At 60.2% G+C, this 25,987-nt stretch carries 22 protein-coding genes; 9 read left to right on the forward strand and 13 right to left on the reverse strand.

What is annotated here, in order from left to right:
* Positions 1–44 precede the first annotated feature (44 nt).
* The 6 genes from bioF to AC19YQ_RS01985 all read left to right on the forward strand — a co-directional run bounded on the left by bioF (position 45) and on the right by AC19YQ_RS01985 (position 7,456).
* Positions 45–1,217, forward strand: coding sequence for an 8-amino-7-oxononanoate synthase (bioF, locus tag AC19YQ_RS01960; protein WP_500594468.1), 1,173 nt, complete (start codon positions 45–47; stop codon positions 1,215–1,217).
* Positions 1,210–1,941 carry an alpha/beta fold hydrolase gene (locus AC19YQ_RS01965; RefSeq protein WP_339477943.1) on the forward strand — a complete coding sequence of 244 codons (732 nt, stop codon included), beginning with the start codon at positions 1,210–1,212 and terminating at the stop codon, positions 1,939–1,941. Before bioF ends, AC19YQ_RS01965 begins: the two co-directional genes overlap by 8 nt.
* Entirely contained in the window at positions 1,934–2,746 is an 813-nt protein-coding gene (bioC, locus tag AC19YQ_RS01970; protein WP_500594469.1) for a malonyl-ACP O-methyltransferase BioC, read from the forward strand. Before AC19YQ_RS01965 ends, bioC begins: the two co-directional genes overlap by 8 nt.
* Positions 2,743–3,423, forward strand: coding sequence for a dethiobiotin synthase (gene bioD, locus AC19YQ_RS01975; protein ID WP_500594470.1), 681 nt, complete (start codon positions 2,743–2,745; stop codon positions 3,421–3,423). Before bioC ends, bioD begins: the two co-directional genes overlap by 4 nt.
* A gap of 175 nt (positions 3,424–3,598) precedes the next feature.
* Positions 3,599–5,404: a phenylacyl-CoA dehydrogenase gene (locus tag AC19YQ_RS01980; protein WP_500594471.1), complete on the forward strand. Its 1,806-nt coding sequence runs from the start codon at positions 3,599–3,601 to the stop codon at positions 5,402–5,404.
* Between the two features lie 273 nt (positions 5,405–5,677).
* On the forward strand, positions 5,678–7,456 hold the full coding sequence (locus tag AC19YQ_RS01985) for an acyl-CoA dehydrogenase C-terminal domain-containing protein (RefSeq protein ID WP_133075280.1): 1,779 nt from the start codon (positions 5,678–5,680) through the stop codon (positions 7,454–7,456).
* Positions 7,457–7,725: 269 nt separating this feature from the next.
* On the opposite strand, the gene AC19YQ_RS01990 is transcribed toward AC19YQ_RS01985, so the two are convergent.
* Positions 7,726–8,625, reverse strand: a complete 900-nt coding sequence (locus AC19YQ_RS01990; RefSeq protein ID WP_133075281.1) for a LysR family transcriptional regulator — start codon at positions 8,623–8,625, stop codon at positions 7,726–7,728.
* Positions 8,626–8,842: 217 nt separating this feature from the next.
* Here AC19YQ_RS01990 and AC19YQ_RS01995 point away from each other — a divergent pair, with 217 nt between their 5' ends.
* Positions 8,843–10,126: an aspartate aminotransferase family protein gene (locus AC19YQ_RS01995; RefSeq protein WP_339477951.1), complete on the forward strand. Its 1,284-nt coding sequence runs from the start codon at positions 8,843–8,845 to the stop codon at positions 10,124–10,126.
* Between the two features lie 184 nt (positions 10,127–10,310).
* Positions 10,311–10,469 carry a YqaE/Pmp3 family membrane protein gene (locus tag AC19YQ_RS02000; RefSeq protein WP_004419451.1) on the forward strand — a complete coding sequence of 53 codons (159 nt, stop codon included), beginning with the start codon at positions 10,311–10,313 and terminating at the stop codon, positions 10,467–10,469.
* Between the two features lie 106 nt (positions 10,470–10,575).
* Here AC19YQ_RS02000 and AC19YQ_RS02005 read toward each other — a convergent pair whose 3' ends face one another.
* The 10 genes from AC19YQ_RS02005 to AC19YQ_RS02050 form a co-directional block, all read right to left on the reverse strand.
* The gene (locus AC19YQ_RS02005; RefSeq protein ID WP_500594472.1) at positions 10,576–12,402 is read right to left on the reverse strand and encodes a S9 family peptidase; all 1,827 of its coding nucleotides are present in this window, start codon (positions 12,400–12,402) and stop codon (positions 10,576–10,578) included.
* Entirely contained in the window at positions 12,368–13,504 is a 1,137-nt protein-coding gene (gene pqqE, locus AC19YQ_RS02010) for a pyrroloquinoline quinone biosynthesis protein PqqE (protein ID WP_019823034.1), read from the reverse strand. The genes AC19YQ_RS02005 and pqqE overlap by 35 nt, the downstream gene beginning before the upstream one ends.
* Positions 13,505–13,511: 7 nt before the next feature.
* On the reverse strand, positions 13,512–13,787 hold the full coding sequence (gene pqqD / locus AC19YQ_RS02015) for a pyrroloquinoline quinone biosynthesis peptide chaperone PqqD (protein ID WP_133075285.1): 276 nt from the start codon (positions 13,785–13,787) through the stop codon (positions 13,512–13,514).
* Positions 13,784–14,536: a pyrroloquinoline-quinone synthase PqqC gene (gene pqqC, locus AC19YQ_RS02020; RefSeq protein WP_133075286.1), complete on the reverse strand. Its 753-nt coding sequence runs from the start codon at positions 14,534–14,536 to the stop codon at positions 13,784–13,786. Before pqqC ends, pqqD begins: the two co-directional genes overlap by 4 nt.
* A 119-nt stretch (positions 14,537–14,655) precedes the next feature.
* The gene (gene pqqB, locus AC19YQ_RS02025; RefSeq protein ID WP_133075287.1) at positions 14,656–15,567 is read right to left on the reverse strand and encodes a pyrroloquinoline quinone biosynthesis protein PqqB; all 912 of its coding nucleotides are present in this window, start codon (positions 15,565–15,567) and stop codon (positions 14,656–14,658) included.
* Between the two features lie 96 nt (positions 15,568–15,663).
* Positions 15,664–15,738, reverse strand: a complete 75-nt coding sequence (pqqA, locus tag AC19YQ_RS02030) for a pyrroloquinoline quinone precursor peptide PqqA (protein ID WP_003444522.1) — start codon at positions 15,736–15,738, stop codon at positions 15,664–15,666.
* A 153-nt stretch (positions 15,739–15,891) separates the two neighbouring features.
* Positions 15,892–18,339 carry a pyrroloquinoline quinone biosynthesis protein PqqF gene (gene pqqF, locus AC19YQ_RS02035; protein ID WP_500594473.1) on the reverse strand — a complete coding sequence of 816 codons (2,448 nt, stop codon included), beginning with the start codon at positions 18,337–18,339 and terminating at the stop codon, positions 15,892–15,894.
* A gap of 39 nt (positions 18,340–18,378) precedes the next feature.
* Positions 18,379–19,173 carry a nitrilase-related carbon-nitrogen hydrolase gene (locus AC19YQ_RS02040; protein ID WP_133075289.1) on the reverse strand — a complete coding sequence of 265 codons (795 nt, stop codon included), beginning with the start codon at positions 19,171–19,173 and terminating at the stop codon, positions 18,379–18,381.
* A 211-nt stretch (positions 19,174–19,384) separates the two neighbouring features.
* A complete protein-coding gene (locus AC19YQ_RS02045) occupies positions 19,385–21,067 on the reverse strand; it encodes a flavin monoamine oxidase family protein (RefSeq protein WP_133075290.1) in 1,683 nt (560 codons plus the stop codon).
* A 150-nt stretch (positions 21,068–21,217) separates the two neighbouring features.
* Entirely contained in the window at positions 21,218–21,670 is a 453-nt protein-coding gene (locus AC19YQ_RS02050; protein ID WP_019823049.1) for an Lrp/AsnC family transcriptional regulator, read from the reverse strand.
* 171 nt (positions 21,671–21,841) lie between these two features.
* On the opposite strand from AC19YQ_RS02050, the gene AC19YQ_RS02055 reads away from it, so the two are divergent.
* Positions 21,842–23,809: a TonB-dependent receptor domain-containing protein gene (locus AC19YQ_RS02055; RefSeq protein ID WP_500594474.1), complete on the forward strand. Its 1,968-nt coding sequence runs from the start codon at positions 21,842–21,844 to the stop codon at positions 23,807–23,809.
* Here the strand turns inward: AC19YQ_RS02055 and AC19YQ_RS02060 are convergent.
* On the reverse strand, positions 23,793–25,172 hold the full coding sequence (locus AC19YQ_RS02060; protein WP_500594475.1) for an ATP-binding protein: 1,380 nt from the start codon (positions 25,170–25,172) through the stop codon (positions 23,793–23,795). The two genes, AC19YQ_RS02055 and AC19YQ_RS02060, sit on opposite strands and share 17 nt — an antisense overlap.
* Positions 25,169–25,924: a response regulator transcription factor gene (locus AC19YQ_RS02065; protein WP_338649063.1), complete on the reverse strand. Its 756-nt coding sequence runs from the start codon at positions 25,922–25,924 to the stop codon at positions 25,169–25,171. The genes AC19YQ_RS02060 and AC19YQ_RS02065 overlap by 4 nt, the downstream gene beginning before the upstream one ends.
* Between the last annotated feature and the right edge of the window lie 63 nt (positions 25,925–25,987).

The raw sequence follows: 25,987 nt of genomic DNA on the forward strand, positions 1-25,987 counted from the left end.
CCCATCGCAGCCTGCGGCAGCGGCTACAAGGGATTACAGCCAGCATGTCATTTGATCTAAACGCCCGCCTGGCCGTTCGCCGTGCCGATAATCTGTACCGCCAACGCCCGCTGCTTGAAAGCCCTCAAGGGCCGCAAGTGGTGGTCGACGGGCAGCCTTTGCTCGCCTTCTGCAACAACGACTATCTGGGGCTGGCCAATCATCCGCAGGTCATCGAAGCCTGGCAGGCCGGTGCTTCACGCTGGGGGGTGGGGGGAGGGGCGTCCCATCTGGTCATCGGCCACAGCACCCCGCATCACGCACTGGAAGAAGCCCTTGCCGAGTTCACCGGCCGTGAGCGGGCACTGCTGTTCAGCAACGGCTATATGGCCAATATGGGCGCCGTCACGGCGTTGGTGGGGCAGGGCGATACGGTGCTGGAAGACCGGCTGAACCATGCCTCGTTGCTGGATGCCGGTTTGCTGAGCGGCGCGCGCTTCAATCGCTATTTGCATAACGACGCGGTCAGCCTGGCCAAGCGCCTTGAGAAAGCCTGCGGCAATACGCTGGTGGTGACGGATGGCGTATTCAGCATGGACGGCGATCTGGCCGACTTGCCTGCGCTGGCCCGTGAAGCCAGGGCCAAAGGCGCCTGGTTGATGGTGGACGATGCCCACGGCTTTGGCCCCTTGGGTGCCAATGGCGGCGGGATTGTCGAGCACTTCGGCTTGAGTGCGGACGATGTGCCGGTGCTGGTCGGGACGCTCGGCAAGGCATTTGGCACCAGCGGTGCATTTGTCGCGGGCAGCGAAGAGCTGATCGAAAGCCTGATCCAGTTCGCCCGGCCTTACATCTACACCACCAGCCAGCCCCCTGCCCTGGCCTGCGCAACATTGAAAAGCCTTGAACTGCTGCGTACCGAGTATTGGCGACGTGAGCACCTGAACACCTTGATAGGCCAGTTTCGTCGTGGCGCCGAGCAAATCGGCTTGCAGTTGATGGACAGCTTTACCCCGATCCAGCCGATCATGGTGGGCGACAGTGGCCGGGCCATTCGCCTGTCGCAGAGGTTGCGCGAGCGCGGTTTGCTGGTGACGGCCATTCGTCCGCCAACCGTGCCTGCAGGCAGCGCACGCTTGCGCGTGACCTTGTCGGCCGCTCACACAGAGGCACAGGTGCAGCTATTGTTAAGTGCACTCGAAGACTGTTGGCAGACGTTGGAGCCAGATCATGCGTGATCGTTTGGTTTTATTGCCGGGCTGGGGCCTGGGGGTGTCACCCCTGGAACCTCTGGCCCAGGCATTGCGCGCTCTGGACGAGCACTTGCGGGTCGAGATCGAACCGCTGCCGGTGCTGCTGTCTGCCGATCTTGAAGACTGGCTCGACGAGCTCGATTCGACCCTGCCCGACAACGTATGGCTGGGCGGCTGGTCACTGGGCGGGATGCTCGCCAGTGAGTTGGCGGCACGCCGGGGCGACCGTTGCTGTGGTCTGGTGACATTGGCCAGCAACCCGAGTTTTGTCAGTCGCGAGGACTGGCCGAGCGCCATGCCCGTGTCGACGTTCGAACCGTTCCTCAGCGGTTTTCGCGATGCACCCAACACCACCCTCAAACGCTTTTGCCTGTTGTGCAGCCAGGGCTCGCCTGAGTCTCGGGCACTGGCCGGGCTGCTGTTGGGCGCAGCGCCCCATGCTCAACCCGACACCCTGCTGGCCGGTCTTGAACTGTTGGGCAAGCTGGATGCCCGTGATGCCTTGCAACGTTTTAGCGGGCCGCAACTGCACCTGTTTGCCGGGCTTGATGCGCTGGTGCCGGTGCAGGCAGCGACCGATGTGCTGGCGTTATTACCCGATGTCGAAGTGGGTCTGATTGAACAGGCCTGTCATGCTTTTTTACTGGAAGCTCCCCACGAATTGGCGGCGGCAATCCAGGCGTTTTTACACGAGTCGGGCGATGAATGATTTAAGTATTGCGATGCTTCCGGCCAGTTTGCCGGACAAGCGTCAGGTAGCGGTCTCGTTTTCCCGTGCGGCTGCCAGTTACGACAGTGTTGCCGAGCTGCAACGGGCCGTTGGCCATGAATTGATCGCCCGGCTGCCGGCCGGTCTTAGCCCGCAACGCTGGCTGGACCTGGGCAGTGGCACGGGCTATTTCAGTCGCGTGCTGGGTCAGCGTTTTGTCGATAGCCAGGGGCTGGCGGTAGACATTGCCCAGGGCATGCTGGCGTACGCCCGCCCACTGGGTGGTGCGCAACACTTCATTGCTGGCGATGCCGAAAGCCTGCCGCTGCAATCCAATAGCTGCGATGTGATTTTCTCCAGCCTCGCGCTGCAATGGTGTGCGGACTTCAAGGCGGTACTGAACGAGGCCCATCGTGTACTCAAGCCTGGCGGGGTGCTGGCGTTTGCCAGTTTGTGTGCGGGCACCTTGAGTGAGTTGCGCGACAGTTGGCGAGCGGTCGATGGTCAGGTTCACGTCAATCGTTTCCGTGAGTTCCAGACCTATGAGCAGTTGTGTGCCAACAGTGGAATGCAGGTACTCGGCTTGCACAAACAGCCCCATGTGCTGCACTACGCTCAGGTTCGCCAGTTGACCCATGAGCTTAAAGCGCTGGGTGCGCACAATCTGAACCCCGGTCGTCCTGAAGGATTGAGCGGCCGGGCGCGGCTTCAGGGGATGGTTGGCGCCTATGAGCAATTTCGTCAGCCGCTCGGGTTGCCGGCGACGTATCAAGTGGTCTACGGCATTTTGGAGAAAGCGCGATGAGCCCTGCGTACTTCATTACCGGTACTGATACCGATGTGGGTAAAACCACGGTGGCGGCAGGTCTTCTGTATGCCGCCCGCATCTCTGGGTTGAGCACGGCAGCGGGCAAGCCGGTGGCGTCCGGGTGTGAAATCACGCCACAGGGCCTGCGCAATGCAGACGCGCTGGCGCTGATGGCCGAAAGCTCGATCAAGCTCAATTATGACGAGGTCAATCCGATAGCCTTCGAACCGGCTATCGCTCCGCATATCGCTGCGCGCGAAGCCGGGGTGGTGTTGACGGTTCGTTCGCTGCTGGAACCCATGCAGCACATTTTGGCCAGGCAGGCAGATTTCACCCTGATCGAAGGCGCGGGTGGCTGGCGCGTGCCGCTTTCAGGGCAAGACAGCTTGTCGGATTTGGCTCAAGCGCTGGATCTGCCGGTGATTCTGGTGGTGGGCGTGCGTTTGGGGTGTATCAGCCATGCGTTACTGACCGCCGAAGCGATTGCACGGGATGGCCTGCAACTGGCTGGCTGGGTGGCCAATATCATTGGTCCCAAAACTTCACGCCTGGAAGAGAACCTCGCCACGTTGGCCGAGCGTTTGCCCGCACCCTGCCTGGGTCGTGTGCCAAAGCTGAAATCGGCATCGGCGCAGTCCGTGGCTGAATATCTGCAACTGGATCTGCTGGACTAACAGCAGTTCCCACAAATCAATCCTCCTTTGCCTACGAGCCGACCTAAGACGAACGGCGGCTTCGCGCTGCTTGACAATAAATAGGCGTAAACGTATGTTTCAAACACCTGTTTGACCGCCATAACAAATCCACGCGGTCGTTCATCCCCGGATTCATCAGCAGAGGTTTATCGCTATGCCTGACTACAAGGCCCCCTTGCGTGATATTCGCTTCGTTCGTGACGAACTGCTCGGTTACGAAGCGCATTATCAGAGCCTGCCGGCTTGCCAGGACGCTACTCCAGATATGGTTGACGCCATTCTTGAAGAAGGCGCCAAGTTTTGTGAGCAGGTGCTGGCACCTCTGAACCGCGTGGGTGACATCGAAGGCTGCACCTGGAGTGAATCCGGGGTTAAAACCCCTACCGGTTTTAAAGAAGCCTACAAACAATTCGTTGAAGGCGGCTGGCCGAGCCTGGCCCATGACGTCGAACACGGCGGCCAGGGCCTGCCGGAGTCGCTGGGTCTGGCAGTCAGTGAAATGGTTGGCGCTGCCAACTGGTCGTGGGGCATGTACCCGGGCCTGTCCCACGGTGCGATGAACACCATCTCCGAGCACGGTACTCCCGAGCAGCAAGCCACTTACCTGAGCAAGCTGGTGACTGGCGAGTGGACCGGCACCATGTGCCTGACCGAATCCCATTGCGGTACTGACCTGGGCCTGTTGCGCACCAAGGCGGAACCTCAGGCTGACGGTTCATACAAGATTTCGGGCACCAAGATCTTCATCTCGGCTGGCGAGCACGACATGGCCGACAACATCGTCCATATCGTTCTGGCCCGCCTGCCGGATGCACCGGCTGGCACCAAAGGCATTTCGCTGTTCATCGTTCCCAAGTTCAACGCCAACGCCGATGGCAGCCTGGGTGAGCGCAACGCCGTGTCCTGTGGCTCGCTTGAGCACAAAATGGGCATCCACGGTAACGCGACCTGCGTGATGAACTTCGACGGCGCGACAGGTTTCCTGATCGGCCCGCCGAACAAAGGCCTGAACTGCATGTTCACCTTTATGAACACCGCACGTCTGGGCACCGCTTTGCAGGGCTTGTCCCACGCCGAAATCGGTTTCCAGGGCGGCCTGAAATACGCCCGTGACCGTCTGCAAATGCGTTCGCTGACCGGACCAAAAGCTCCTGAAAAAGCGGCTGACCCGATCATCGTTCACCCGGACGTACGTCGCATGCTGTTGACCATGAAGGCATTCGCCGAAGGCAACCGTGCGATGGTTTACTTCACCGCCAAGCAAGTCGACATCGTGAAATACGGCGTTGATGAAGCAGAGAAAAAGAAAGCCGACGCACTGCTGGCCTTCATGACTCCGATCGCCAAAGCGTTCATGACTGAAGTCGGTTTTGAGTCCGCCAACCACGGCGTTCAAATCTACGGCGGCCACGGCTTTATCGCTGAGTGGGGCATGGAGCAGAACGTTCGCGACAGCCGCATTTCGATGCTGTACGAAGGCACCACCGGTATCCAGGCACTCGACCTGCTGGGCCGTAAAGTGTTGATGACCCAAGGCGAAGCCCTCAAGGGTTTCACCAAAATCGTCCACAAGTTCTGCCAGAGCAACGAAGGCAATGAAGCGCTGAATGAATTCGTCACGCCACTGGCTGCACTGAACAAGGAATGGGGCGAGCTGACCATGAAGGTCGGTATGGCAGCCATGAAGGACCGTGAAGAAGTGGGTGCGGCTTCGGTCGATTACCTGATGTATTCCGGTTATGCATGCCTGGCGTACTTCTGGGCTGACATGGCCCGTCTGGCGGCTGAAAAGCTGGCGGCCGGCACGTCCGAAGAAGCGTTCTACAAAGCCAAGTTGCAAACTGCGCGCTTCTACTTCCAGCGCATCCTGCCGCGCACACGCGCACACGTTGCCACCATGCTGTCGGGCGCTGCCAACCTGATGGACATGAAAGAAGAAGACTTCGACCTGGGCTACTAAGTCCTGGCGGGTCATCTTCCAAAAGCCGCTTCTCCTTCGGGGGGAGCGGTTTTTTTTTGGTTGGCCTCATGTGGGAGCGGGCTTGCTCGCGATGGCATCACCACGGTCTTCCTGAAACACCGCGTCGCCTGAATCGCGAGCAAGCCCGCTCCCACAAAAAAATACATGACCATATATGCCTATATGGTCACAGCATGACCCTATGTATCGCCATTGTCGTTAAGCTAGACTGGGTCCTACATTAATCGCCGTTTACAGATTACGAGGTTTGCCATGGCTGACTACAAAGCGCCCCTGCGCGATATGCGCTTCGTCCTCAATGAAGTGTTCGAGGTCGCTACACTTTGGGCGCAATTGCCTGCGTTGGCAGACACCGTAGATGCTGAAACGGTAGAAGCCATTCTTGAAGAGGCGGGCAAGGTCACCGCTAAAAGCATCGCGCCGCTGAGCCGAAGCGGTGATGAAGAAGGGTGTCACTGGGACAACGGTGCGGTGACCACCCCCGCAGGTTTCGTCGATGCCTATCGCACCTACGCCGAAGGCGGCTGGGTCGGCGTTGGCGGTGATCCACAGTTCGGCGGCATGGGGATGCCCAAGGCGGTGTCGGCCCAGGTCGAAGAAATGATTAACTCCTCCGGCCTGTCCTTCGGCCTGTATCCGATGTTGACCGCCGGCGCCTGTGTGTCGATCAACGCCCACGCCAGCGAAGAACTGAAAACCACCTATTTGCCCAATATGTATTCGGGCGTGTGGGCCGGTTCCATGTGCTTGACCGAACCCCATGCCGGGACGGATCTGGGGATCATTCGCACCAAAGCCGAACCTCAAGTGGATGGCTCTTATAAAGTCAGTGGTACCAAAATCTTCATCACTGGCGGCGAACACGACCTGACGGAAAATATCATCCACCTGGTGCTGGCCAAATTGCCGGATGCGCCTGCCGGGCCCAAAGGCATTTCGCTGTTCCTGGTGCCGAAGTTCATGGTCAATGCCGATGGCAGCCTGGGTGATCGCAACCCGGTTACCTGCGGCTCGATTGAGCACAAAATGGGCATTCAGGCGTCTGCCACCTGCGTGATGAACTTCGATGAAGCTGTCGGCTACCTGGTGGGCGAGCCCAACCGTGGCCTGGCTGCGATGTTCACCATGATGAATTATGAACGCCTGGGGGTTGGCATTCAGGGTCTTGCCTGTGGCGAGCGCTCATACCAGAACGCGGTTGAATATGCCCGCGACCGCCTTCAAGGGCGTGCTGCAACCGGCGCTCAAGCCCCGGGCAAAGTGGCGGATCCGATCATCGTGCACGCGGACGTGCGCCGCATGCTGCTGACCATGAAGGCTTCGAACGAAGGGGGGCGAGCCTTTTCGACGTATGTTGCCAATCAGTTGGACATTGCCAAGTTCAGCGAAGACCCATCGGCGCGTGAGCGGGCTGATGGTCTGGTTGCCTTGCTGACGCCTGTGGCCAAAGCCTTCCTAACGGATCTTGGGCTTGAAACCACGGTGCACGGTCAGCAAGTGTTCGGCGGTCACGGCTACATTCGTGAGTGGGGCCAGGAGCAACTGGTGCGTGATGTGCGTATTACCCAGATCTACGAAGGCACCAACGGTATCCAGGCGCTGGATCTGGTGGGGCGCAAGATCGTGGGTAACCAGGGTGTTTACTATCGCCAGTTCGCTGACGAGATTCGTCAGTTCATCGCCTCGGCCAACAGCGATCTGAATGAGTTCACCCAGCCATTGGCGTCGGCTTTGGACACACTTGATCAGTTGACAGCCTGGGTGCTGGACCGCTCGCAAAACAACCCGAACGAGATCGGAGCCGCATCGGTCGAGTACCTTCAAGTTTTTGGTTACACGACGTATGCGTACATGTGGGCGTTGATGGCCAGGGCCGCGTTGGGCAAAGAGGCCGATGAAGCCTTTTATGCCAGCAAACTGGGCACTGCACGCTTCTACTTCGCACGTTTGCTGCCGCGGATCCATTCATTGAGCGCGTCGGTGAAGGCGGGCAGCGATTCCCTTTATCTGCTGGACGAGGCACATTTTTAAAGGGTTTATTAATTTGTAAGCATTTGCTTACATTGCATGCTGACAATCTCCCATATCGCCAGATTGGATCCAGAGGTAATCTACTTTCCATGGACGTAGAGCAGGAAGCTCAAAGCAACAACAGGGACACGTAGGATTCTGCCAGGATGGCGGAGTGAAAAGGATGTCAGGGAAACAGTCTGTAAAACCCCGCCTCGGCGGGGTTTTCTTTTTTGTGCGTCAGAATTTTTACTTTGACGTTAGATCCCTCCGTAGCAGCTGCTAGGCGGCTACAACGTTTGTTCATTGCTCTGCATCACATCCTCAAGCAGCGTGCGTAATAGCCCCAATGTGGCTTGCTGACGCTGCACATCACGGCACACCAGCCCGACCTTCAGCGGTACGCGAGGCTCACTCAGGGGTTTCCACAGCAATGTCTGGTCGTCATGTTGATGGCGCGAGCGCCCCGGCAATACGGTGGCCAGTTTGCTGTGGGGCAGGCTGTCGAGGATCCCGGCCATGGTATTCAACTCGGCCTGGACCTGCGGTCGACGGCCGAGGTTGGCGAGCTGGGTTTGCCAGATCTGGCGCACCTGGAACTCTTCCCCCAGCAACAGCATCGGCAGCTCTGCGGCCTGGCTCAGTGAAACCTTCTTGAACTCACGCAGCGGATGATCAGCCGGGATGACCAGTTGAAGCTCGTCTTCGTACAGCATCATGCCGTGCAGGCCTGGCTGGCGTGGCGGCAGGTAGCTGATACCAATATCGAGTGAACCATTGAGCAGGCGCCTTTCGATCTCGATGCCGGTCAACTCGTAAATCTGTACCACCAAATGGGGTTGGGCCTGGCGCACACGCTCCAGCATGTGCGGGACGAGGCTGGTGTGCACGGTTTGCAACACGCCGATGGCAATCGTGCGCAGGGCCTGGCCCTGGAAATGGTGCAAGGCCTCCTTGGCCCGCTGCAAACCATCGAGCAGTGGCAAGGCGTGGTTGTACAGCGTGTGCGCTGCAAGCGTGGGCAGCAGGCGTTTGCTGCTGCGCTCAAAAAGGCTGACATCGAGGTTGTGTTCGAGCTGGCGGATCTGCTGCGAAAGGGCTGGCTGCGAGATAGAAAGACGCTCGGCAGCACGGCCCACATGGCCTTCTTCATAGACCGCGACGAAATAACGCAGTTGCTTGAAATCCATAAGTAATACTTATCGAAAATGCTTAAAAAACGAAATGGCCCATTGGCCTTGAGGCGCCTAGTCTACGCCCATTCCACAAGGCTCATCGAGCCAGAGAGGCTGATGTGCAGCGGCGTTTTACATAGGCAGGGCAATAAACCCATCGAGAGGTTTACCTTCTATATGAAAAGCCGCAGGTTGCAAATCGAATCTGTTTATGGTCACAAGGTCCGCGTGCATGAACCTGTTTAACCTGCGTCGCCATTCCCCCAGTCTTGAAGAGATGGCTGCGCATTCGGCACCCTCGATATCTGGCAACCACCCTTCCCGTGAGTACCTTATGCCTTGCGTTGAGCGCGAAGCCCATGTGTTTGTGCGCGGACAAGGTTCGTGGATGTGGGACAGCGACAGCCGTGCGTACCTGGATTTCACCCAGGGCGGGGCGGCCAACAGCCTGGGCCACAGCCCGGCGGTGCTGGTCAAGGCGATGGCCGACCAAGCGCAATCCTTGATGAACCCAGGTGCGGGTTTTTTAAACCGGGGGATGCTGGATTTGGCGCATCGCTTGTGTGAAAGCACTGGCAGCGATCAAGTGCATTTGCTCAATACCGGCGCTGAGGCCAACGAGGGCGCAATCAAGCTGGCGCGCAAATGGGGGCAACTGCATCGCGGGGGCGCACACCGGATTATCACGGCCAGCCGCAGTTGTCATGGCCGCAGTTTTGGTGCGATGTCGGCCTCGGGCAGCGCGACGCTGGATAACCGTTTCGAGCCGCAACTGCCGGGCTTTATCAATGTGCCGTTCAACGACTTGCCCGCGTTGCATGCGGCCGTCGATGCACAGACCGTGGCCATCATGCTGGAACCGGTGCAAAGCGAAGCCGGCGTGATCCCGGCAACCGAGCATTACCTCAAGGGTGTGGAGCGTTTGTGCCGCGAGTTGGGGATTTTGCTGATTCTGGATGAAGTCCAGACCGGCATGGGCCGTTGCGGCACGCTGCTGGCGGAGCAGAATTACGGCATTCGCGCCGACATCATCACCCTGGGCAAGGGCCTGGGCGGGGGAGTGCCACTGGCTGCGCTGCTGGCTCGCGGCAAGGCGTGCTGCCTGGCGCCAGGCGAACTGGGCGGCACCCATCATGGCAATGCCTTGATGACCGCAGCAGGCTTGGCAGTGCTCGACACGATGCTGGAGAAGGGCTTTTTGCAGCAGGTCCGTGACGCGGGGCAGCACTTGCGCGAAGGCCTGGGCCGTTTGGCCAATAGTTATGCACAGGGTGAATTGCGTGGGCAGGGTCTGCTGTGGGGGCTGACCTTATCGGACGACTCGGCCCAGGCGGTGGTCAAGGCGGCGCTGTACGAGGGGTTGCTGATCAGCGCGCCGCAACCTGATTGCCTCCGGTTTACCCCGGCACTGTGCGTCAGCAAGGGCAACATAGATGAAATGCTGCTGCGTCTGGCCCGGGCCTTTGCCCGTGTTCGCACGGCCCAGTTGCAGTGCCGTCGCGGTGTTGCGGTCTGACTGCATCGGCCACACAGAATTTAAAGAACCGTCTCGCGGTATAACGCGTCGCCCTGTGCCTGATTTCTTCGGCACGGGGCGTTTTTTTGTCTGTGGATAAGTGCTGACTGAACCTTTGGCCTGAGCTCGCAGTCGATTGTCGGTAGGGCTTGATTGAGCCCGCCAATCATTGGGAGCTGTGAATATGGACCTTATCAAAATCATCTTCGCCATCCTGCTTCCGCCGTTGGGCGTATTTATGCAAGTGGGTTTTGCAGGGGCATTTTGGCTGAATATTCTGCTGACGTTGTGCGGTTACATTCCGGGGATCGTGCACGCGGTGTGGATTATCGCCAAGCGCTAGTGCGGCAACTGATTCGCGTGGGAGCGGGCTTGCTCGCGATTCAGGCAACTCGGTCCATCAGGCCGGTTGAGTTGATGCTATCGCGAGCAAGCCCGCTCCCACGGGATCAGTGCGTCAATAATTGGCTGTAAAACAACCATTCCTGTTCCAGTGCGTGGGCCTGGTTGCTGGCCTTGCGAAAACCGTGGCGCTCGTCGGGGTAGTAATGGGCCTTGGCCGGGATGCCGTTGGCTTGCAAGGCCAGAAGCATGTCCCGGGTTTGTTGCGGCACCACGACAGCGTCCAGTTCACCCTGGAAGAAAATCACCGGCACCCTGATCTGGCTGGCGTGTAACAGTGGGGTGCGAGCCGCGTAGCGCTGGGCATCGCGCTCCGGATCGCCGATCAGCCAGTCCAGGTAATCACCTTCAAACTTGTGGGTGGCACGGGCCAGGGCAATCGGGTCGCTGACGCCATACAGGCTGGCACCTGCCCGAAATACGTTGTTGAACGCCAACGCGCACAGCGTGGTGTAGCCACCTGCACTGCCACCGCGAATAAATGCCTTGCCGGGGTCAATCAGTCCTTGTTCGGCGAGATAGCTGACCACCGCGCAGGCGTCTTCCACATCCACGTCTCCCCATTTCAGATGCAGGGCTTGCCTATAGGCACGGCCATAGCCGCTGCTGCCGCGATAGTTGAGGTCGGCCACGGCAAAGCCGCGCTGGGTCCAGTATTGGATACGCGGGTCGAGCATCGGGTAGCAGGCAGACGTCGGGCCGCCGTGGATAAACACCACCACGGGCGGTTTGATTTCGCCCTGCATCGAGGGGTAGAAAAAACCGTGTGCCTGGCCCCCGCCTGAGGGATAGCACAGGGTCTGCGGACGGCTGATGTGCTCGGGAGGCAGCGGCGCAACGCCACCGGCCAGCACGTCGACGCAGTGGTCGGTGCGACTGATGCGCACCACTGCCGATGGATAGACAGGCGACGCGGCAATGCAATAGATGAACTCATCATCCAGTGCCAGGCTGCGAAAGCGACTGTATTCGCCGGTGAAGTCGTCAATGGTGCCGTCAGCCGTGCGGATACCCAAATGCCCGAAACCAGCCTCGGTCCAACTGGCGAGGTAGGCCTGCTCGCCCATCGGCAGCCAGGTGCTGGCGCCCAATTGCCAAGGTGCAGGGGCATGGTCGGCGTGGGCGCTGGGTGCAGGCATCAGGCCCTCACCCGACTCGGCCCACGGCTGCCAGAACCCCGCGCGGTCGGTCAGGCAATGCAGGCGATTGTGTTCGTCGAAGCGCGGTTGTTGCAGCGATTCTTCTGCGAGATCGCCCGCCAGGCAATGCGCGGGGTTCCAGCGCCCAGCGGTTTGGCCTTCAGCCAGCATCAAGCGGGTCGAGGTCCACGGCTGATGGGGACGGCTCCATTCGATCCAGGCCAGGCGCTGGCCGTCGGGGCTCGGTGTGGGCGCTGCGTAGAAGTCGGCACCTTCGGCCAGAACCTGGCGCTCCAGGGTGCTCAGGTCGATGCTGACCAGTCGATGTTGATCGAGGTGTTCTTCGACAGCCAGCACCTGGCCCGCAGCAAACTGCACGTCGCCATAACGGCAGGCGCCCTGGGTCAGGGGCTGCGGGGCAGTGCCGTCCAGGGGTTGCCGGTACAGCTGCTGGTCGGCCTCGTTGACGAACACCACGGCGTCATCACTCAGGCAAAACGCGCCGCCGCCGTACTCGTAGACCCGGCTGCGTACGCTGAAACCGTCGGGCGTCAGGCAACAAGCCTGGCCGTCGCGCCAATGCCAGATGCGACAGGCAGCGTCCTGTGGTCGGTATTCGTTCCAGAACAGGCCCTGTGGGCCGACGCGCAATTCTGCGAAATCGACCCCGGCGGCCACAGCGAGCGCGGCGCTGAACGGTTCAGCCTTTAGCGATGAGACGTGAGTTTCGTTCATTTCGGAAGGCCAATTGTTCAATGGTCTGGGTGGCGTGCTCTGCTTCTTCGCGCGCCTTGAGAATCAGGTCGTGTTGGGGCGATTTACTGCAGACCGGGTCGGCGTTGCTGGCGTCCCCGGTGAGCATAAAGGCCTGGCAACGGCAGCCGCCGAAGTCCTTTTCTTTCTCGTCGCACGAGCGGCAAGGCTCGGGCATCCAGTCATAACCGCGAAAACGGTTGAAGCCAAACGAGTCGTACCAGATGTGCTGCATGGTGTGGTCGCGCACATTGGGAAACTCGACCGGCATTTGCCGTGCACCATGACACGGCAGGGCCGTGCCGTCAGGCGTCACGGTCAAAAAGATGCTGCCCCAGCCGTTCATGCAGGCTTTTGGGCGTTCTTCGTAATAATCCGGGGTGACGAAAATCAGCTTGCAGGGGTGGCCCTGGGCTTCAAGTTTGGCGCGGTATTCATTGGTGATGCGCTCAGCACGGACAAGCTGCTCTTTGGTCGGCAGCAAGCCGACGCGGTTGAGCTGGGCCCAGCCGTAAAACTGACAGGTGGCAAGCTCAACAAAGTCGGCCTCAAGGGCGATGCACAGCTCGATGATGCGGTCGATTTTGTCGATATTGTGCCGATGGGTGACGAAGTTCAGCACCATCGGATAGCCGTGTGCCTTCACGGCGCGGGCCATTTCGAGCTTTTGCGCGAAGGCTTTTTTCGAGCCGGCCAGCAGGTTGTTCACTTGCTCGTCACTGGCCTGGAAACTGATCTGGATGTGGTCCAGCCCGGCTTTTTTGAAGTCGCTGATCTTTTGCTCGGTCAAGCCAATGCCCGAGGTGATCAGGTTTGTGTAGAAACCCAGCTTGCGGGCTTCGCCGATCAGCTCGGCCAGGTCCTGACGTACCAGTGGCTCGCCCCCGGAGAAGCCCAGTTGGGCAGCCCCCATCTCCCGTGCCTCACGAAAAACCTTGATCCACTGCTCGGTGCTCAGCTCTTTGCCTTGCTGGGCAAAGTCCAGCGGGTTGGAGCAGTACGGGCATTGCAGCGGGCAGCGATAGGTCAGTTCGGCCAGCAACCACAGCGGCAAGCCCACTTCGGGCTTGGGTGGCAACGCCATCGGGCTGTCAGGCGAGTTCGATCCAGTGCTCTGCACGAGCGACCTCCATAAATTGCTCGATGTCTGCACCGAGCTCGGGTACGCCGGGGAACTGTTTGTCCAGTTCGCCAATGATGGCCGCGACATCGCGCTGGCCGTCGATCAGGCCGCCAATCAGTGCGGCACTGTCATTGAGTTTGATCATGCCTTCGGGGTACAGCAGTACGTGGCCTTTTTGCGCCGGTTCGTATTGAAAACGGTAGCCGGTGCGCCAGGTCGGGACTTTGCTGCGATCAAAGCTCATAGGGTGATTCCTTTATGCCAGACACGTTCGCGGGTCACGCTGTGGTACGGCGGGCGGTCAAGCTCGTAGGCCATGGTCATGGCATCGAGCATGCTCCAAAGAATGTCGAGTTTGAACTGCAGAATTTCCAGCATGCGCTGCTGGCCTTCGTAGGTGGTGTAGTGCTGCAGGGTAATCGCCAGCCCGTGCTCCACGTCGCGCCGAGCCTGGCCCAGGCGGGTGCGGAAGTACTCGTAGCCGGCCGGGTCGATCCACGGATAGTGCTGGGGCCAACTGTCCAGGCGCGACTGATGGATCTGCGGCGCGAACATCTCGGTCAGCGAGCTGCTGGCGGCTTCCTCCCAACTGGCGCGGCGGGCGAAGTTGACATAGGCGTCCACCGCGAAGCGCACGCCGGGCAGTACCAGTTCCTGGGACCGCAGTTGGTCCGGGTCCAGGCCGACGGCCTGGCCCAAACGCAGCCAGGCCTCGATGCCGCCGTCTTCGCCGGGGGCTCCGTCGTGGTCGAGCAGGCGCTGAATCCACTCGCGGCGCACTTCGCGGTCCGGGCAGTTGGCCAGGATGGCGGCGTCCTTGAGCGGAATGTTGACCTGATAGTAGAAGCGGTTGGCGACCCAGCCCTGAATCTGCTCGCGGGTCGCGCGGCCTTCGTACATCGCCACCTGATAGGGGTGGTAGATGTGGTAATAAGCGCCTTTGGCACGCAGCGCGGCCTCGAATTCGGCGGTGGAGAGTGGGGCTTGGGTCACGTGTGTTCTCCAGTCATGTGGGAGCGGGTTTACTCGCGATGGCATCACTGCGGTTTGTCAGTCACACCGCGTCGTTTGTATCGCGAGCAAGCCCGCTCCCACAGGGGATGGGTGAATTATTACAACTCGATACTCATGCCATCAAAGGCGACTTCAACGCCCCGGCGGGCCAGTTCGGCACGCTCGGCGGAGTCTTCGTCGAGGATCGGATTGGTGTTGTTGATGTGGATAAGGACTTTGCGTTGGCCGGGCAGTTGCTCCAGCACTTCGAGCATGCCGCCGGGGCCATTTTGCGCCAGGTGGCCCATCTCGCGGCCGGTGCGGGTACCGACGCCACGACGCTGCATCTCGTCGTCGTCCCACATCGTGCCGTCCACCAGCAGGCAATCGCTGCCCGCCATGATGTCCAGCAACGGTGCATCAACCTTGCCCAGCCCCGGGGCGTAGAACAGTTTGCCGCCAGTGCGCAGGTCTTCGACGATCAGGCCAATGTTGTCGCCCGGGTGCGGGTCGAAACGGTGCGGCGAATACGGCGGCGCCGCACTGCGCAACGGCAGCGGGCTGAAACGCAGGTTGGGGCAGGCCGGTATGGTGAACGAGCCTTCAAGCTCGATACGGTTCCAGTTCAGGCCACCGTTCCAGTGCTTGAGCATGGTGAACAGCGGGAAGCCTGTGCTCAGGTCCTCGTGGACCATGTCGGTGCACCACACATCATGGGGGCAACCTTCGCGCAGGCTGAGCAGGCCGGTGGTGTGATCGATCTGGCTGTCCATCAGGATGATCGCGCTGATCCCGGTATCACGCAGGGCGCGGCCCGGCTGCATCGGGGCGAAGCTTTGCAGTTGCGCACGAATATCGGGCGAGGTATTGCACAGTACCCAGTTCACACCGTCATCGGAAATCGCAATGGAGGACTGAGTGCGGGCGGTGGCACGCAGGGTGCCATCACGAAAACCCGCGCAGTTGACGCAGTTGCAGTTCCACTGCGGGAATCCACCGCCAGCGGCGGAGCCTAGAATCTGGACGAACATGGCGTGTTCTCTTGCGATGCTGAAAATAAAAACGCCCCGGCGAACCGAGGCGTTGGGCTGCTCTGCTGGGCTCTTTTACTCAAGAGGCCGGGCAGATCAACGGCTTGCGAAGTACATGGTGACTTCAAAGCCAATGCGCAGATCGGTGTAAGCAGGTTTAGTCCAAGCCATGAGGTGACTCCTTCAGTGAGTGGGTGAATGGGTGTCTCTTGATTAGTCCAGCTCCCGAGGGAGTTGTTCAAACGCTTAGGTGACTATGTTACTAAATTTGACGGTTTTTGAACGCTCAATGTCGAAGAAAGCCCGTTACGTGGTTGGTAACGATCAGCTTCTCCCTTGATAAAACGTTTCAGTCTCCGGGCTTGTAGCCAAGCATAACCAACGGCTTTGCGGCGAGTTAATGTGCTCGGCCGCCTTCAGTGTAGTGCCTTGATCCAGCGTCATAAGTGCTGTGTAGAGGGCTGTCAGGTAATCCGACGGGTGGCCCGCCAGTTTGGCTTGCCATAACAACTCACCGGCCTGGAGCACGCCCAGGGCCTCGGTCGAGAATTGTTGTGCCAAGGCAGTACGGGCTTGGGTGAAAGATATTTCATCCAGCGTCGAGATCAATTTCGGCAACTCCACGAGGAAATTCTGGATGTGCTCAAAGATCTGCGTCGTTGAGGCGTGAGGCGATTGCACCCCGAACAGCAGCCCGGTTTGACCATTGATTTGGCGCAGGCCGCTGAACACGGCATAACCCAATTGCAACTCGACCCGCAGACGTTGATAAAACGGGGTTTGCATCACATGGGCGAGCATGCGCCAGGGGGCTTCGTCAGCCAGCGTTGCCTCGGGGGTCGGGCAAAACAGGATGAGCGCGTGTTCGCTGGAATCACAGGCTTCGGTGTGCCAATGGCGATGGGCTGGCTGCTCGCGATGCTGCGCCAGATGCGCATCCGGGGTGCCGGGAACCTTGTGCAGTACAGGTGTGATCAAGGCCTGCGTGGTGGCGGGCAGGCCGACAGCCAAGCCGTCCCAGTGCGCCTTGGACCAGTCGTGTTGCTGATCGTTGAGTGCAGACTCGCTGGCTGGCTGGCACAGCTCGGGCAGGCGTTTGATCAGTTGGCGAATCGGCATCAAGGTGGCGCCAGGGGACAGGTTGCCCGGCGGCTTGGCCGATGGTGCGCTGAGCACGCGCAGCGCGTGCTCGAGAATGGCGGGCATTGGCTCGTGGAAACCGGACATTTTCAGCAGCCAGTCATTGCCTGACCCATTGAGCGACACTTCAACCCCAGCCTGTCTGGCATCGAGTATCAGCGAGCGCAGGCTGTTTTCCAGTGACGCCAGCAGATCGTCAGCTGGCTTTGCGGGCAGACGCCAGCGCAGATAAATCGCCGCTTCGCCGCTGTGACTGGGCACTGCGGTGCTGAAACTCATGGCAGACACGTCGCGGCGAGTGCGCAAGCGGTCCTGGGCAAAGGTGCGCAAGCCACGGTGAGCGCTGGTTTGCCCACGAATCAGGCCGGCGCTGACCGGCTCTTTCGCCGCGTGAAGATACGGATTGGGTGCAGGCAAATGCCAGGCCTGTTGCGATGACGGCATGGGCGCAGGCTGCATCTGTTCGAGCACAGCCTTGAGGGTTATTACGCCCTGATCCGACAGGCCGGGGGTACGTTGCTCGCAATCACGGCGGGCCAGTTCCAGCGCGCCACTGACGTCTTGCTGACGCTGCTGCAGAAGGCGGAACTCCTCACGCAGCGTGGGCCAGTCCTGCTGTGCGCTGAAAAACGCCAGCCAGTCATGGAACGTGTCGCGAATCTGCATGGCCTGCGGGGCAATATCGATGGTGGCTTTGAACTCGATCTGCAGCAGTGCCTGGCTCTTGAAGTGATAGAGCGGTGTGGCTTTCAGGGTGTCGATCAATCCCTGTTCGCGTAATTGTGCGAGCAGGCCGTCGGGCTTGTCTGCGTTGATCCAGTGGCACAGAAAATCCAGGGCCTGGGCGGACTCTGGCGGCAACTGTTCCAAGGCGAACATCAGGCTCAGGGACGGGCCGTCCATGTGTTGATACTGGGGTTCAACGCCGGTCAGCAGCGCTGGCGGGCAAGCCTGCAGCAGGGTGTCGCCTGGGCGCAACACGGCGCTGCAACGTTCAGCCAGGACGATCAAGTCATGGGTTGATTGCGGACCGCTCAGACTCAAGGTCATTTGCCCGGTCTGATAGAACCCTTGGTAAAAGTCTTCCAGGGCTTGCTGAAAGCTTGCGCGCGGCACGGGCAGGCTGTAACGGTTGCCTGCATGGAATGCCCGCAGCGGATGAGCAGGGTTCAGTGGCTGAAAAAACTTCATCTCCCGCTGGGCAGACGTTTCGCGGGCCCAGGCGATAAATTCGGCGTGCAGTACTTCACGTTCGCGAAGCTGGTCATCCAGAGCCATGCGCGGATGGGCGAGCATGTCGCACAAGCGCTCAAGCCCGCCGTCAAAGGCGGCCGGTGGCAGCTCGAAAAAGAAGTCGGTATGTCGCTCGCAGGTTTTGGCATTGACCTGGCCGCCGTGGCGCTGCACGTAAGCCATCAGGTTGTCTGCCGCCGGGAAGCGCGCGGTGCCCAGAAACAGCAAGTGCTCCAGGAAATGCGCGAGGCCGGGCCACGCGGCGGGCACATCGTGGCTGCCTGCGGCAACCCGTACAACGGCCGCACAGCGCTTGAGGCGCAGCTCATGGCGCACGCAGAGGGTCAGACCGTTTTCAAGTGTCAGACGTTGGGGGTGAGGGTGATTCAGCGCAGGCATGGGCACTTCCGGAACAGAGATGCGCTCATGCTAGCGGATTTAGCGCTTGCTCAGCTCGCGATAAAGTTCGGGGCGACGGTCCGCCAGGTAAAAATTCCCGGTTTTGGCATCCGCCAGTTGCTGACGTTGCAGGGTCGCAATCAGCAGGCTTTGCTCATGCCCGGCCAGCGCTATTTGCTTGCCGTCGGGCGCGGCGATACTGCTTTGGCCGCAGTAATGGATCTCGCCTTCATGCCCGCAATAGTTGGCGTAGGCCACATAGCACTGGTTCTCGAAGGCGCGGCACCGCACCGTGACATCGGCGATGAAGTCGTAGGGCGCCATATTGGCGGTGGGCACCACAATCAACTCGGCACCGGCCAGCGCCAGGCGGCGGGTGTTCTCCGGGAATTCAAGGTCGTAGCAAATCAGCAGGCCAAGCTTCCAGCCATTGAGTTCGATGACCGGGAATGAATCAGGGCCTTTGCTGAACATCGAGTGATCGAGTTCGCCGAACAGGTGGGTTTTACGGTAGTTGCACAGGCTTTTGCCGTGGGCGTCGATCAACTGCACGCTGTTGTAGATCTGCCCGTCTGCACCGCGTTCGGGGTAGCCGTAGGCAATGGCCATGCCAGTGGCTTTTGCCAGTTCGCCAATCTGTCTCGCGGCGTCGCCGTCGTGGGTTTGCGCGAGTCTGGCCACGGCCTGGGCGCCGATGTTGTAGCCCGTGAGGAACATTTCGGGCAGGACCAGCAGGTCGATGTTTTCGGCTTGCCGTGCAATGTCATTCAAGCGCTGCAGATTGCCCGCCACATCCAGGGGCAGAGGCGTGCATTGGTAAAGGGCGACGCGCATGGGGTTCTCCTGGTGGTCAAATTTCCCGTTGAAACTGGCGCTGACAAATTTCGTAGCAGCTGCCGAAGGCTGCGTCCGGTGACGCAGTCGTCGTAAATCCAGGTACTGCGGTGTGACAGATGGATTTGGGACTTGGATTTTACGATTGCTACGCAATCGGACGTAGCCTTTGGCAACTGCTACGAAAGCGGTTTGAGGTCTCCCACAGGGATCAATCCGGCAATGCAATCGGGCCGATTTCGTGGAACACATCGCCCGGTCCGGGGTTGGCCGCGTGGGTGCTGCCGCCAAAGTGGGTCATGATGCCCCACACCGCGTTCAATGAAGTCTGTACCGCACCTTCCACCCAGGCCGGGGTCCACGACACGTCGTCGCCAGCGATAAAGATCCCCCGCTGTTCGCCGGGCATGTCCTGCTGCATGAAGTGTGCGTACATGCGCTGGTTGTAACGGTAATGCCCCGGCAGTGCGCCCTTGAAGGCGCCCAGAAAGTGCGGGTCGGCTTCCCACGACACCGTGATCGGATCGCCGATGATGCGGCTGGCGATGTCCACTTTGGGGTAAATCTTTTTCAACGAATCGAGGGCCAGCTTCACGCGCTTTTCCACTGGGTGCGGGAGCATTTTCAGCGCATCGCTCATCCACGAGTACGACAGGCAAATCACCCCCGGCTTGTCGTCACCGTTGTCGAACAGGTAAGTGCCGCGGGTCAGGCGATCAGTGAGGGTCATGCTCATCAGGTCACGGCCAGTCTCGGGGTCTTTGTCTTTCCAGAACGGGCGGTCGACCATGACAAAGGTTTTGGAGGATTGCATGTAGCGTGTACGGTCCAGTGCCATCCACACTTTTTGGGAGAACAGCGACTCTTCACATTCGATCTGGGTGGTCAGCAGCCAGCTTTGACAGGTCACCAGCACCGCTTCATATGGACGAGTCACCCCGAGTATGTCGGTGACGGAAAACATCCCGTCCTCTGAACGAGAGATGGCCTTGACCCCGGTACGTGGTGCGCCGTGGTGGAGCGAACTCAGACTGGTGCCAGCAGGCCAATGGGCGCAGCGCTCGGGCGCGTGACGCCAGATCCCCAGGGGTACTTGCTCAACACCGCCAACCACCAGGTGTTGGTGATCGTCGCAGTTGGTCATCACCACACGGAAAATCTCGAGCATCGAGTTGGGGAAGTCGGAGTCCCAGCCACCGGTGCCGAACCCCACCTGGCCAAACACTTCGCGGTGCTGGAACGACAGCTTGGCGAAGGCCTTGGACGTGGCGACGAAGTCGTAGAACGTGCGGTCGTCCCACAGGGGAACCAGGGTGTTCCACAGCTCTTTCAGGCGAGGCACGTCTCGGTCGCGGATGGCCTGCTGAATATCGCCAAAGCGTGAGCCCGCTTCCAGCGCGTCCGCCCAGGCATCGGCCACTTCCTGAAACAGCGCAGGCAGGTCCGCCAGTTTTTGTGCGTAGAAAGTCTGGCCTTCAAGGTCAATCACGGTGCTGCCCGACGCGGGCGTCAGCGGGTTGGGGAAGGGTTTGGTCTCCAGGCCCAGCTTGTCGACGTAGTGATAAAACGCCGTGGAAGACACCGGGAAACGCATGCCGCCGAGTTCGGCGATAACCCCTTCGCTGCCCTCAAAGGCTTGCGAGCGCAGACGTCCGCCCATCTTCGACGCTTCATATACCACGGGTTTGAGGCCCAGTTTCATCAGCTCATAAGCCGCCACCATCCCGGCCATCCCGGCGCCGACAATCGCCACCTCAGCCCCCAGCTTGTGTGCCGGGATGCTGCCCAGGCCCGCCGGGTGTTCGATCCAGTCATCAAAGGCAAACGGAAAGTCCGGGCCGAAGATGGTGATGGGTTTTTTGCCGTCGTTAGGGTGGCGATTATTCTTGTTCATGGCTGACCTTGCTGGCGACTCACGCATAACGTTGAGTATAGGAAAAGACAGGCACCATGATAGGGAGCGTGGAACACGGTAATAAGACGCAAACTGTCGTCGTTATGGCTTTTGTTTAGTCAATGTGACGAAGCTGGAAGTCGAAGTGACTTATCCGCGATCAACTTTGCTGCTGAGGATGATGGAGGTGGTGGTTTTCTCGACGCCCTCGACGCTGCCGATCTGGTCGAGCAATTGGTCCAGTTGCTCGGGAGAATCACTGCGCAGCCAGGCCACGTAATCGAACTCGCCACTGACCGCGCACAGTTGCTGCACCTGGGCCATTGCGCTCAAGCGCCGGACCACCTCTTTGCCTGAGCGTGGCTGTACGGTAATCCCGACATAAGCCTGCAAGCCGCCATCAATCAAGCGCTGCCCCAGGCGAACCCCGTAACCGGTGATCACCGACGTTTTCTCCAGTCGTGCCAGCCGAGATGTCACGGTGGTGCGCGCAATTCCCAACTGGCGAGCCAGCATCGCAACGCTTTCCCGTGCATTGAGCTGCAAGGCCGCAATCAATTGGCGGTCGATTTCATCCAGCGCGGGAGGGCGGGTATCAGGCACGTGAAGCTCCAAAGGCATGGGCGTGGTGGGCGGTCATGGTACAGGGCTGCGGCACCACTTTGCTGGTGGGCGGATTTTAAGAGTGAGCGCCCGGGGTTGTCACACTTTGTCCAATCTACAGGGGTGTAGATGATTACGATTCTCTTTTAAGTTGAATCATAAGGACGCTTCATGCATTCGTCTCTTCGCTTTCACCCATTGCCCCTGTGGGTTCGTCTGGCCTTGGCTGCAGGCGCATCCGGCACGCTGGGGACTTCTGTCCAGGCGGCAGATCCGCAAGCACTGACCCTTGATGAAATGGTCGTTACGGCTTCCGGTTACGAGCAGAGCATCGAGGATGCGCCCGCCTCGATCACGGTGATTGATGGGGAGACGCTTCGCCGCAAATCCTATCGGGACCTGGGCGACGCCGTGCGTGACGTTGAAGGTGTAGTGGTCAACGGCGGGGCCAATGAGACGGATATCTCCATTCGTGGCATGCCAGCCGATTACACCCTGATTCTGGTCGATGGCAAACGCCAGAGCGCCCGTGAGTCGCGGGTCAACGGCAACAGCGGTTATGAGCAGAGCTTCGTGCCGCCAGCCGCGGCCATTGAGCGCATCGAGGTGGTTCGAGGGCCGATGTCATCGCTGTATGGCTCGGATGCCATTGGCGGGGTGATTAACGTGATCACCCGCAAAGTGTCGCCCCAGTGGGGCGGCTCTGTGGGCTACGACTACTCGGCGCGCCAGCACAGCGACCAGGGGAATGCCCGCCAGACCCAGTTCTACCTCAGTGGTCCGCTGCGCGAGGATTTTCTCGGTTTGCAGGTCTGGGGCCGTTATCTGGACCGTCAGGCGGACGACGACATCGAGCAAACCAATGGTTTCAGCAATGCCGATCATCGTGACCTGACCGCGCGGCTGGCATTCACCCCGACAGTCGACCACGACATCCTGCTGGAAGCGGGCGCCACGCGCCTCAAGAACGGCGATGGCGTGAGCGCAAACTGGGCCACCCGCGAACAAGAGAACAATCGCGATCACTGGTCGCTGTCACACCAGGGGCGCTGGGGCTGGGCGACGTCGGACATGGCGTTGTTCCAGGAAACGTCCAGCCGTGAGGGCAAGGCGACACCTGCGCAAACGGATATCTACGGCCGCAAGCCCGAGATCAAGAGCACGGTGTTTGACGCCAAACTGGTGGTGCCGACCGCGCACAATGTCAGCACCGTCGGTGTGCAGTGGAATGAAAGCCAGCTGACCGACTGGAACCAGGGCCTGGGTGATCGCGTCGATTACGAGTTCTCAGTGGTACAGAAGGCCGTGTTTGCCGAAAACGAATGGGCGATGACCGATACCTTTGCCCTGACCACCGGATTGCGCCTGGACCACCACGAACAGTACGGCACCCACGCCAATCCGCGAATCTACGGGGTGTGGCGCGCAACCGACAACTGGACCCTCAAGGGCGGCATCGCCCGTGGCTTCAAGGCGCCGGAGCTGCGTGCCGTGGTCAAGGACTACGCCTACCTGCGCCGCAATCGCTTCGTGATGTTTGGCAACCCGGACCTCAAGCCCGAGTCGAGCACCAACTACGAAATGTCCGCGCTGTGGTCCAATCGCGACAATTTGTCGGCAGGCGCGACGGTGTTCTATAACGACTTCAAAGACAAACTCTCTACCGTCACCACTGATGAGCGATGGAATGGCTACATCGTCATGGATCGCGTCAATGTCGACAAGGCCGTGATCCAGGGCGTTGAGCTGACCGGTCAATGGGATGTCAGCGACAGCGTCTTGCTCAAGGCCAACTACACCTACACCGACTCTGAACAGAAAAGCGGCGCCAACGCCGGTGCCCCGCTGGCGTTGACCCCCAAACAGAAAGCCAACGTGCGCGGCGAGTGGGTGGTGACGGACCGTGCCCAGGCCTGGGCGTCCGTCAGCTATTACGGTGAAGAAACCGGCAACACCCTGGCTGACGTGCCGGCACCGGGTTACACCACGGCCGATATCGGCGGCTCTTACGAACTCACAGACTCGATCACGTTGAACAGCTCACTGAACAACCTGACGGACAAGCGTCTGGACGACGAAACCTACGGCACGGTGAACTACGGTCGCACCTTGTGGATGGGGGCTACGCTGAACTTCTGACCAGGGCCATCGGCAGTCTGACCACGGCGCACAACCCGGCGGGCGGTCGATTTTCCAGCAGCAGTTCACCGCCGTGGGCTTGCACGCAGGCGCGGGCGATGGCCAGGCCCAGGCCGATGCCGCCATTGTGAGAGCCGTCGGCGGCGCCAAACTGTACGAAGGGCTCGAACACTTTGCTGAGCCATTCTTGCGGCAGGCCCTGGCCGTGATCGAGAATTTCCAGTCGCAGGGTGCCGGGGTCCTCCTGGTACAGCGTCAACGTGGCATCTGCGGCGTGACGCAGTGCGTTGTCGATCAGGTTGGTCAAGGCCCGCTTCAACGCCAGGGGACGGCAGGTGAGCATGATCGGCGCCGCGCCTGACCAGGTGACCGGCTGCTTCATGAGTCGGTAGCGCTTGGCCAGATCCTCCAGCATGTCATTCAGCACGATTGTCAGCGTGGGCTCCTGCACGGCATCGTCACGAACGAAGTTGAGGGTTGCACCCACCATCGCACTCAACTCATCCAGGCTTTCGAGCATGTCCTCGCGGGCCGGGCTCTCTTCCAGCAGTTCCAGCAGCAGCCGCAGTTCAGTGATGGGCGTGTTCAGGTCGTGGCTGAGCGCCGCGAGCATTCGGGTACGGCCTTCTACATGGCGGGCGATATTGGCTTGCATGGTGTTAAAGGCCGCCGTCAGGTCACGTGCTTCTTGTGGGCCGGTCAGAGGCAGTGGCGCAATCCATTCCCCGCGGCTGACGCGTTCGGTGGCCTGGGCCAGGGTCTTGACCGGACGCACTACGCGGCTGATGCAGAACATCACGATCAACAGCACCGGAACGGTCGTCACCGGCAGACTGTACGCCAGCATATTTCCCCATTCGTAGGCGCCTGCCGGATGTTGCAGGGCGTTGAGGTAGCGGCCGTCGGGCAATTCGATACTGCTGCGCAGCCGCAGGGGGGCCCAGCCGTCGGGGCTGAACACGCGCCCCCGGGCATGGTCGCCACTGACCCGTTCCAGTTGCATGGCCACGCGCACGTCCTGGGGCAGTTGCAGTTGCTCGCGCAGGGCGCTGGCCATTCGCTGTTCTTCGGCACGCATGGCAAAGGGTTCGACGTCGGCCTGGGTGGAGATCCAGAAACGTGCATCTGCGCTGGTGATCGCCCCCAGCAGCCGGTCGAAGACCTCGTCCTGGGCTTCCATGGCCACATGATGGGCGGTCACCAATCGCTCAAGGCTCATGGTGCGCGACAGGGGATGGATCAACGCGCCGGTGTGTTGCACAAACACAATGGCGATGACATTGGAGGCGAGCAGCGCGAGCAACAACAAGGCACTGAGTTGATGCAGCATCTTGCGGGGCCACAGGGCGCGCAGACGATTCATGGCGCTTGCAACGTGACATCGGCCGCAAACAGATAACCGCCGCCCCAGACCGTGCGCAGTAACTCGGGCTCCCCGGCGCTGTACGCCAGCTTGCGGCGCAGGCGACTGACCTGGCGGTCGATGGCGCGGTCGCTGACATCGCTGTCGGTGGCGGTCGTGAGATCAATCAGGCGTTCGCGAGGCAGCAGCGTATTGGGTTGGTCGAGAAACACCTGCAGCAGTTTGCTCTCCACCGTGCTGAGCACAATCTGCGCCCCTTGATCACGGGTCAGCGTGGCGTGACTGGGGTTATACAGCCAGCCAGCGAACCGATAACAGGGGCTCATCTTCAGGGCGCTTGCCGATGCAACCTGCTTCGCGGCGCCAGGACGGTGGCGACGCAACACACTGTTGATCCGCGCAACCAGCTCCCTCGGTTCAAAGGGTTTGGTCACATAGTCGTCTGCTCCCAGGTCGAGGCCACGTACCCGATCTGCCGAAGTGTCCCGGGCGGTCAGCAGAATCACCGGCGTGTCGGCGCGCCGATGCAGCCTGCTGCACAAGTCAAAGCCATCGCCATCGGGTAACGACACATCGAGAATGATCACGTCAAAGGCGTGTTGCTTGAGCAATTGCCACATGCCCGCGGCGTCCGCTGCCGTGCGCACATCAAACGTGTGGCGGCGCAGGTACGCAGCCAGCGGTTCGCGAATTTTGCGGCTGTCGTCGACGATGAGTACGCAGGGCGCCGTGTTCGGGGGAAGGGGGGTCATGGCGGGTAGAAACACCGGGAGAAACAGATGGCAATGATACTACTAGCATTTCTCAGTTGTATC

It is taken from the genome of Pseudomonas sp. MF06569 (assembly GCF_059862735.1).

Excerpts from the sequence above, each read along its gene's own strand:
- AC19YQ_RS02060 (WP_500594475.1), bottom strand. The coding sequence starts at position 25,172 with ATGAATCGTCTGCGCGCCCTGTGGCCCCGCAAGATGCTGCATCAACTC.
- AC19YQ_RS02055 (WP_500594474.1), top strand. The coding sequence starts at position 21,842 with ATGCATTCGTCTCTTCGCTTTCACCCATTGCCCCTGTGGGTTCGTCTG.
- pqqB (WP_133075287.1), bottom strand. The coding sequence starts at position 15,567 with ATGTTCGTCCAGATTCTAGGCTCCGCCGCTGGCGGTGGATTCCCGCAG.
- AC19YQ_RS01980 (WP_500594471.1), top strand. The coding sequence starts at position 3,599 with ATGCCTGACTACAAGGCCCCCTTGCGTGATATTCGCTTCGTTCGTGAC.
- AC19YQ_RS01990 (WP_133075281.1), bottom strand. The coding sequence starts at position 8,625 with ATGGATTTCAAGCAACTGCGTTATTTCGTCGCGGTCTATGAAGAAGGC.
- AC19YQ_RS02045 (WP_133075290.1), bottom strand. The coding sequence starts at position 21,067 with ATGAACAAGAATAATCGCCACCCTAACGACGGCAAAAAACCCATCACC.
- AC19YQ_RS02065 (WP_338649063.1), bottom strand. The coding sequence starts at position 25,924 with ATGACCCCCCTTCCCCCGAACACGGCGCCCTGCGTACTCATCGTCGAC.
- bioC (WP_500594469.1), top strand. The coding sequence starts at position 1,934 with ATGAATGATTTAAGTATTGCGATGCTTCCGGCCAGTTTGCCGGACAAG.
- AC19YQ_RS01995 (WP_339477951.1), top strand. The coding sequence starts at position 8,843 with ATGAACCTGTTTAACCTGCGTCGCCATTCCCCCAGTCTTGAAGAGATG.
- pqqF (WP_500594473.1), bottom strand. The coding sequence starts at position 18,339 with ATGCCTGCGCTGAATCACCCTCACCCCCAACGTCTGACACTTGAAAAC.
- pqqD (WP_133075285.1), bottom strand. The coding sequence starts at position 13,787 with ATGAGCTTTGATCGCAGCAAAGTCCCGACCTGGCGCACCGGCTACCGT.
- AC19YQ_RS02005 (WP_500594472.1), bottom strand. The coding sequence starts at position 12,402 with ATGAACGAAACTCACGTCTCATCGCTAAAGGCTGAACCGTTCAGCGCC.
- bioF (WP_500594468.1), top strand. The coding sequence starts at position 45 with ATGTCATTTGATCTAAACGCCCGCCTGGCCGTTCGCCGTGCCGATAAT.
- AC19YQ_RS01965 (WP_339477943.1), top strand. The coding sequence starts at position 1,210 with ATGCGTGATCGTTTGGTTTTATTGCCGGGCTGGGGCCTGGGGGTGTCA.
- AC19YQ_RS02040 (WP_133075289.1), bottom strand. The coding sequence starts at position 19,173 with ATGCGCGTCGCCCTTTACCAATGCACGCCTCTGCCCCTGGATGTGGCG.
- pqqE (WP_019823034.1), bottom strand. The coding sequence starts at position 13,504 with ATGGCGTTGCCACCCAAGCCCGAAGTGGGCTTGCCGCTGTGGTTGCTG.
- bioD (WP_500594470.1), top strand. The coding sequence starts at position 2,743 with ATGAGCCCTGCGTACTTCATTACCGGTACTGATACCGATGTGGGTAAA.
- AC19YQ_RS01985 (WP_133075280.1), top strand. The coding sequence starts at position 5,678 with ATGGCTGACTACAAAGCGCCCCTGCGCGATATGCGCTTCGTCCTCAAT.
- AC19YQ_RS02000 (WP_004419451.1), top strand. The coding sequence starts at position 10,311 with ATGGACCTTATCAAAATCATCTTCGCCATCCTGCTTCCGCCGTTGGGC.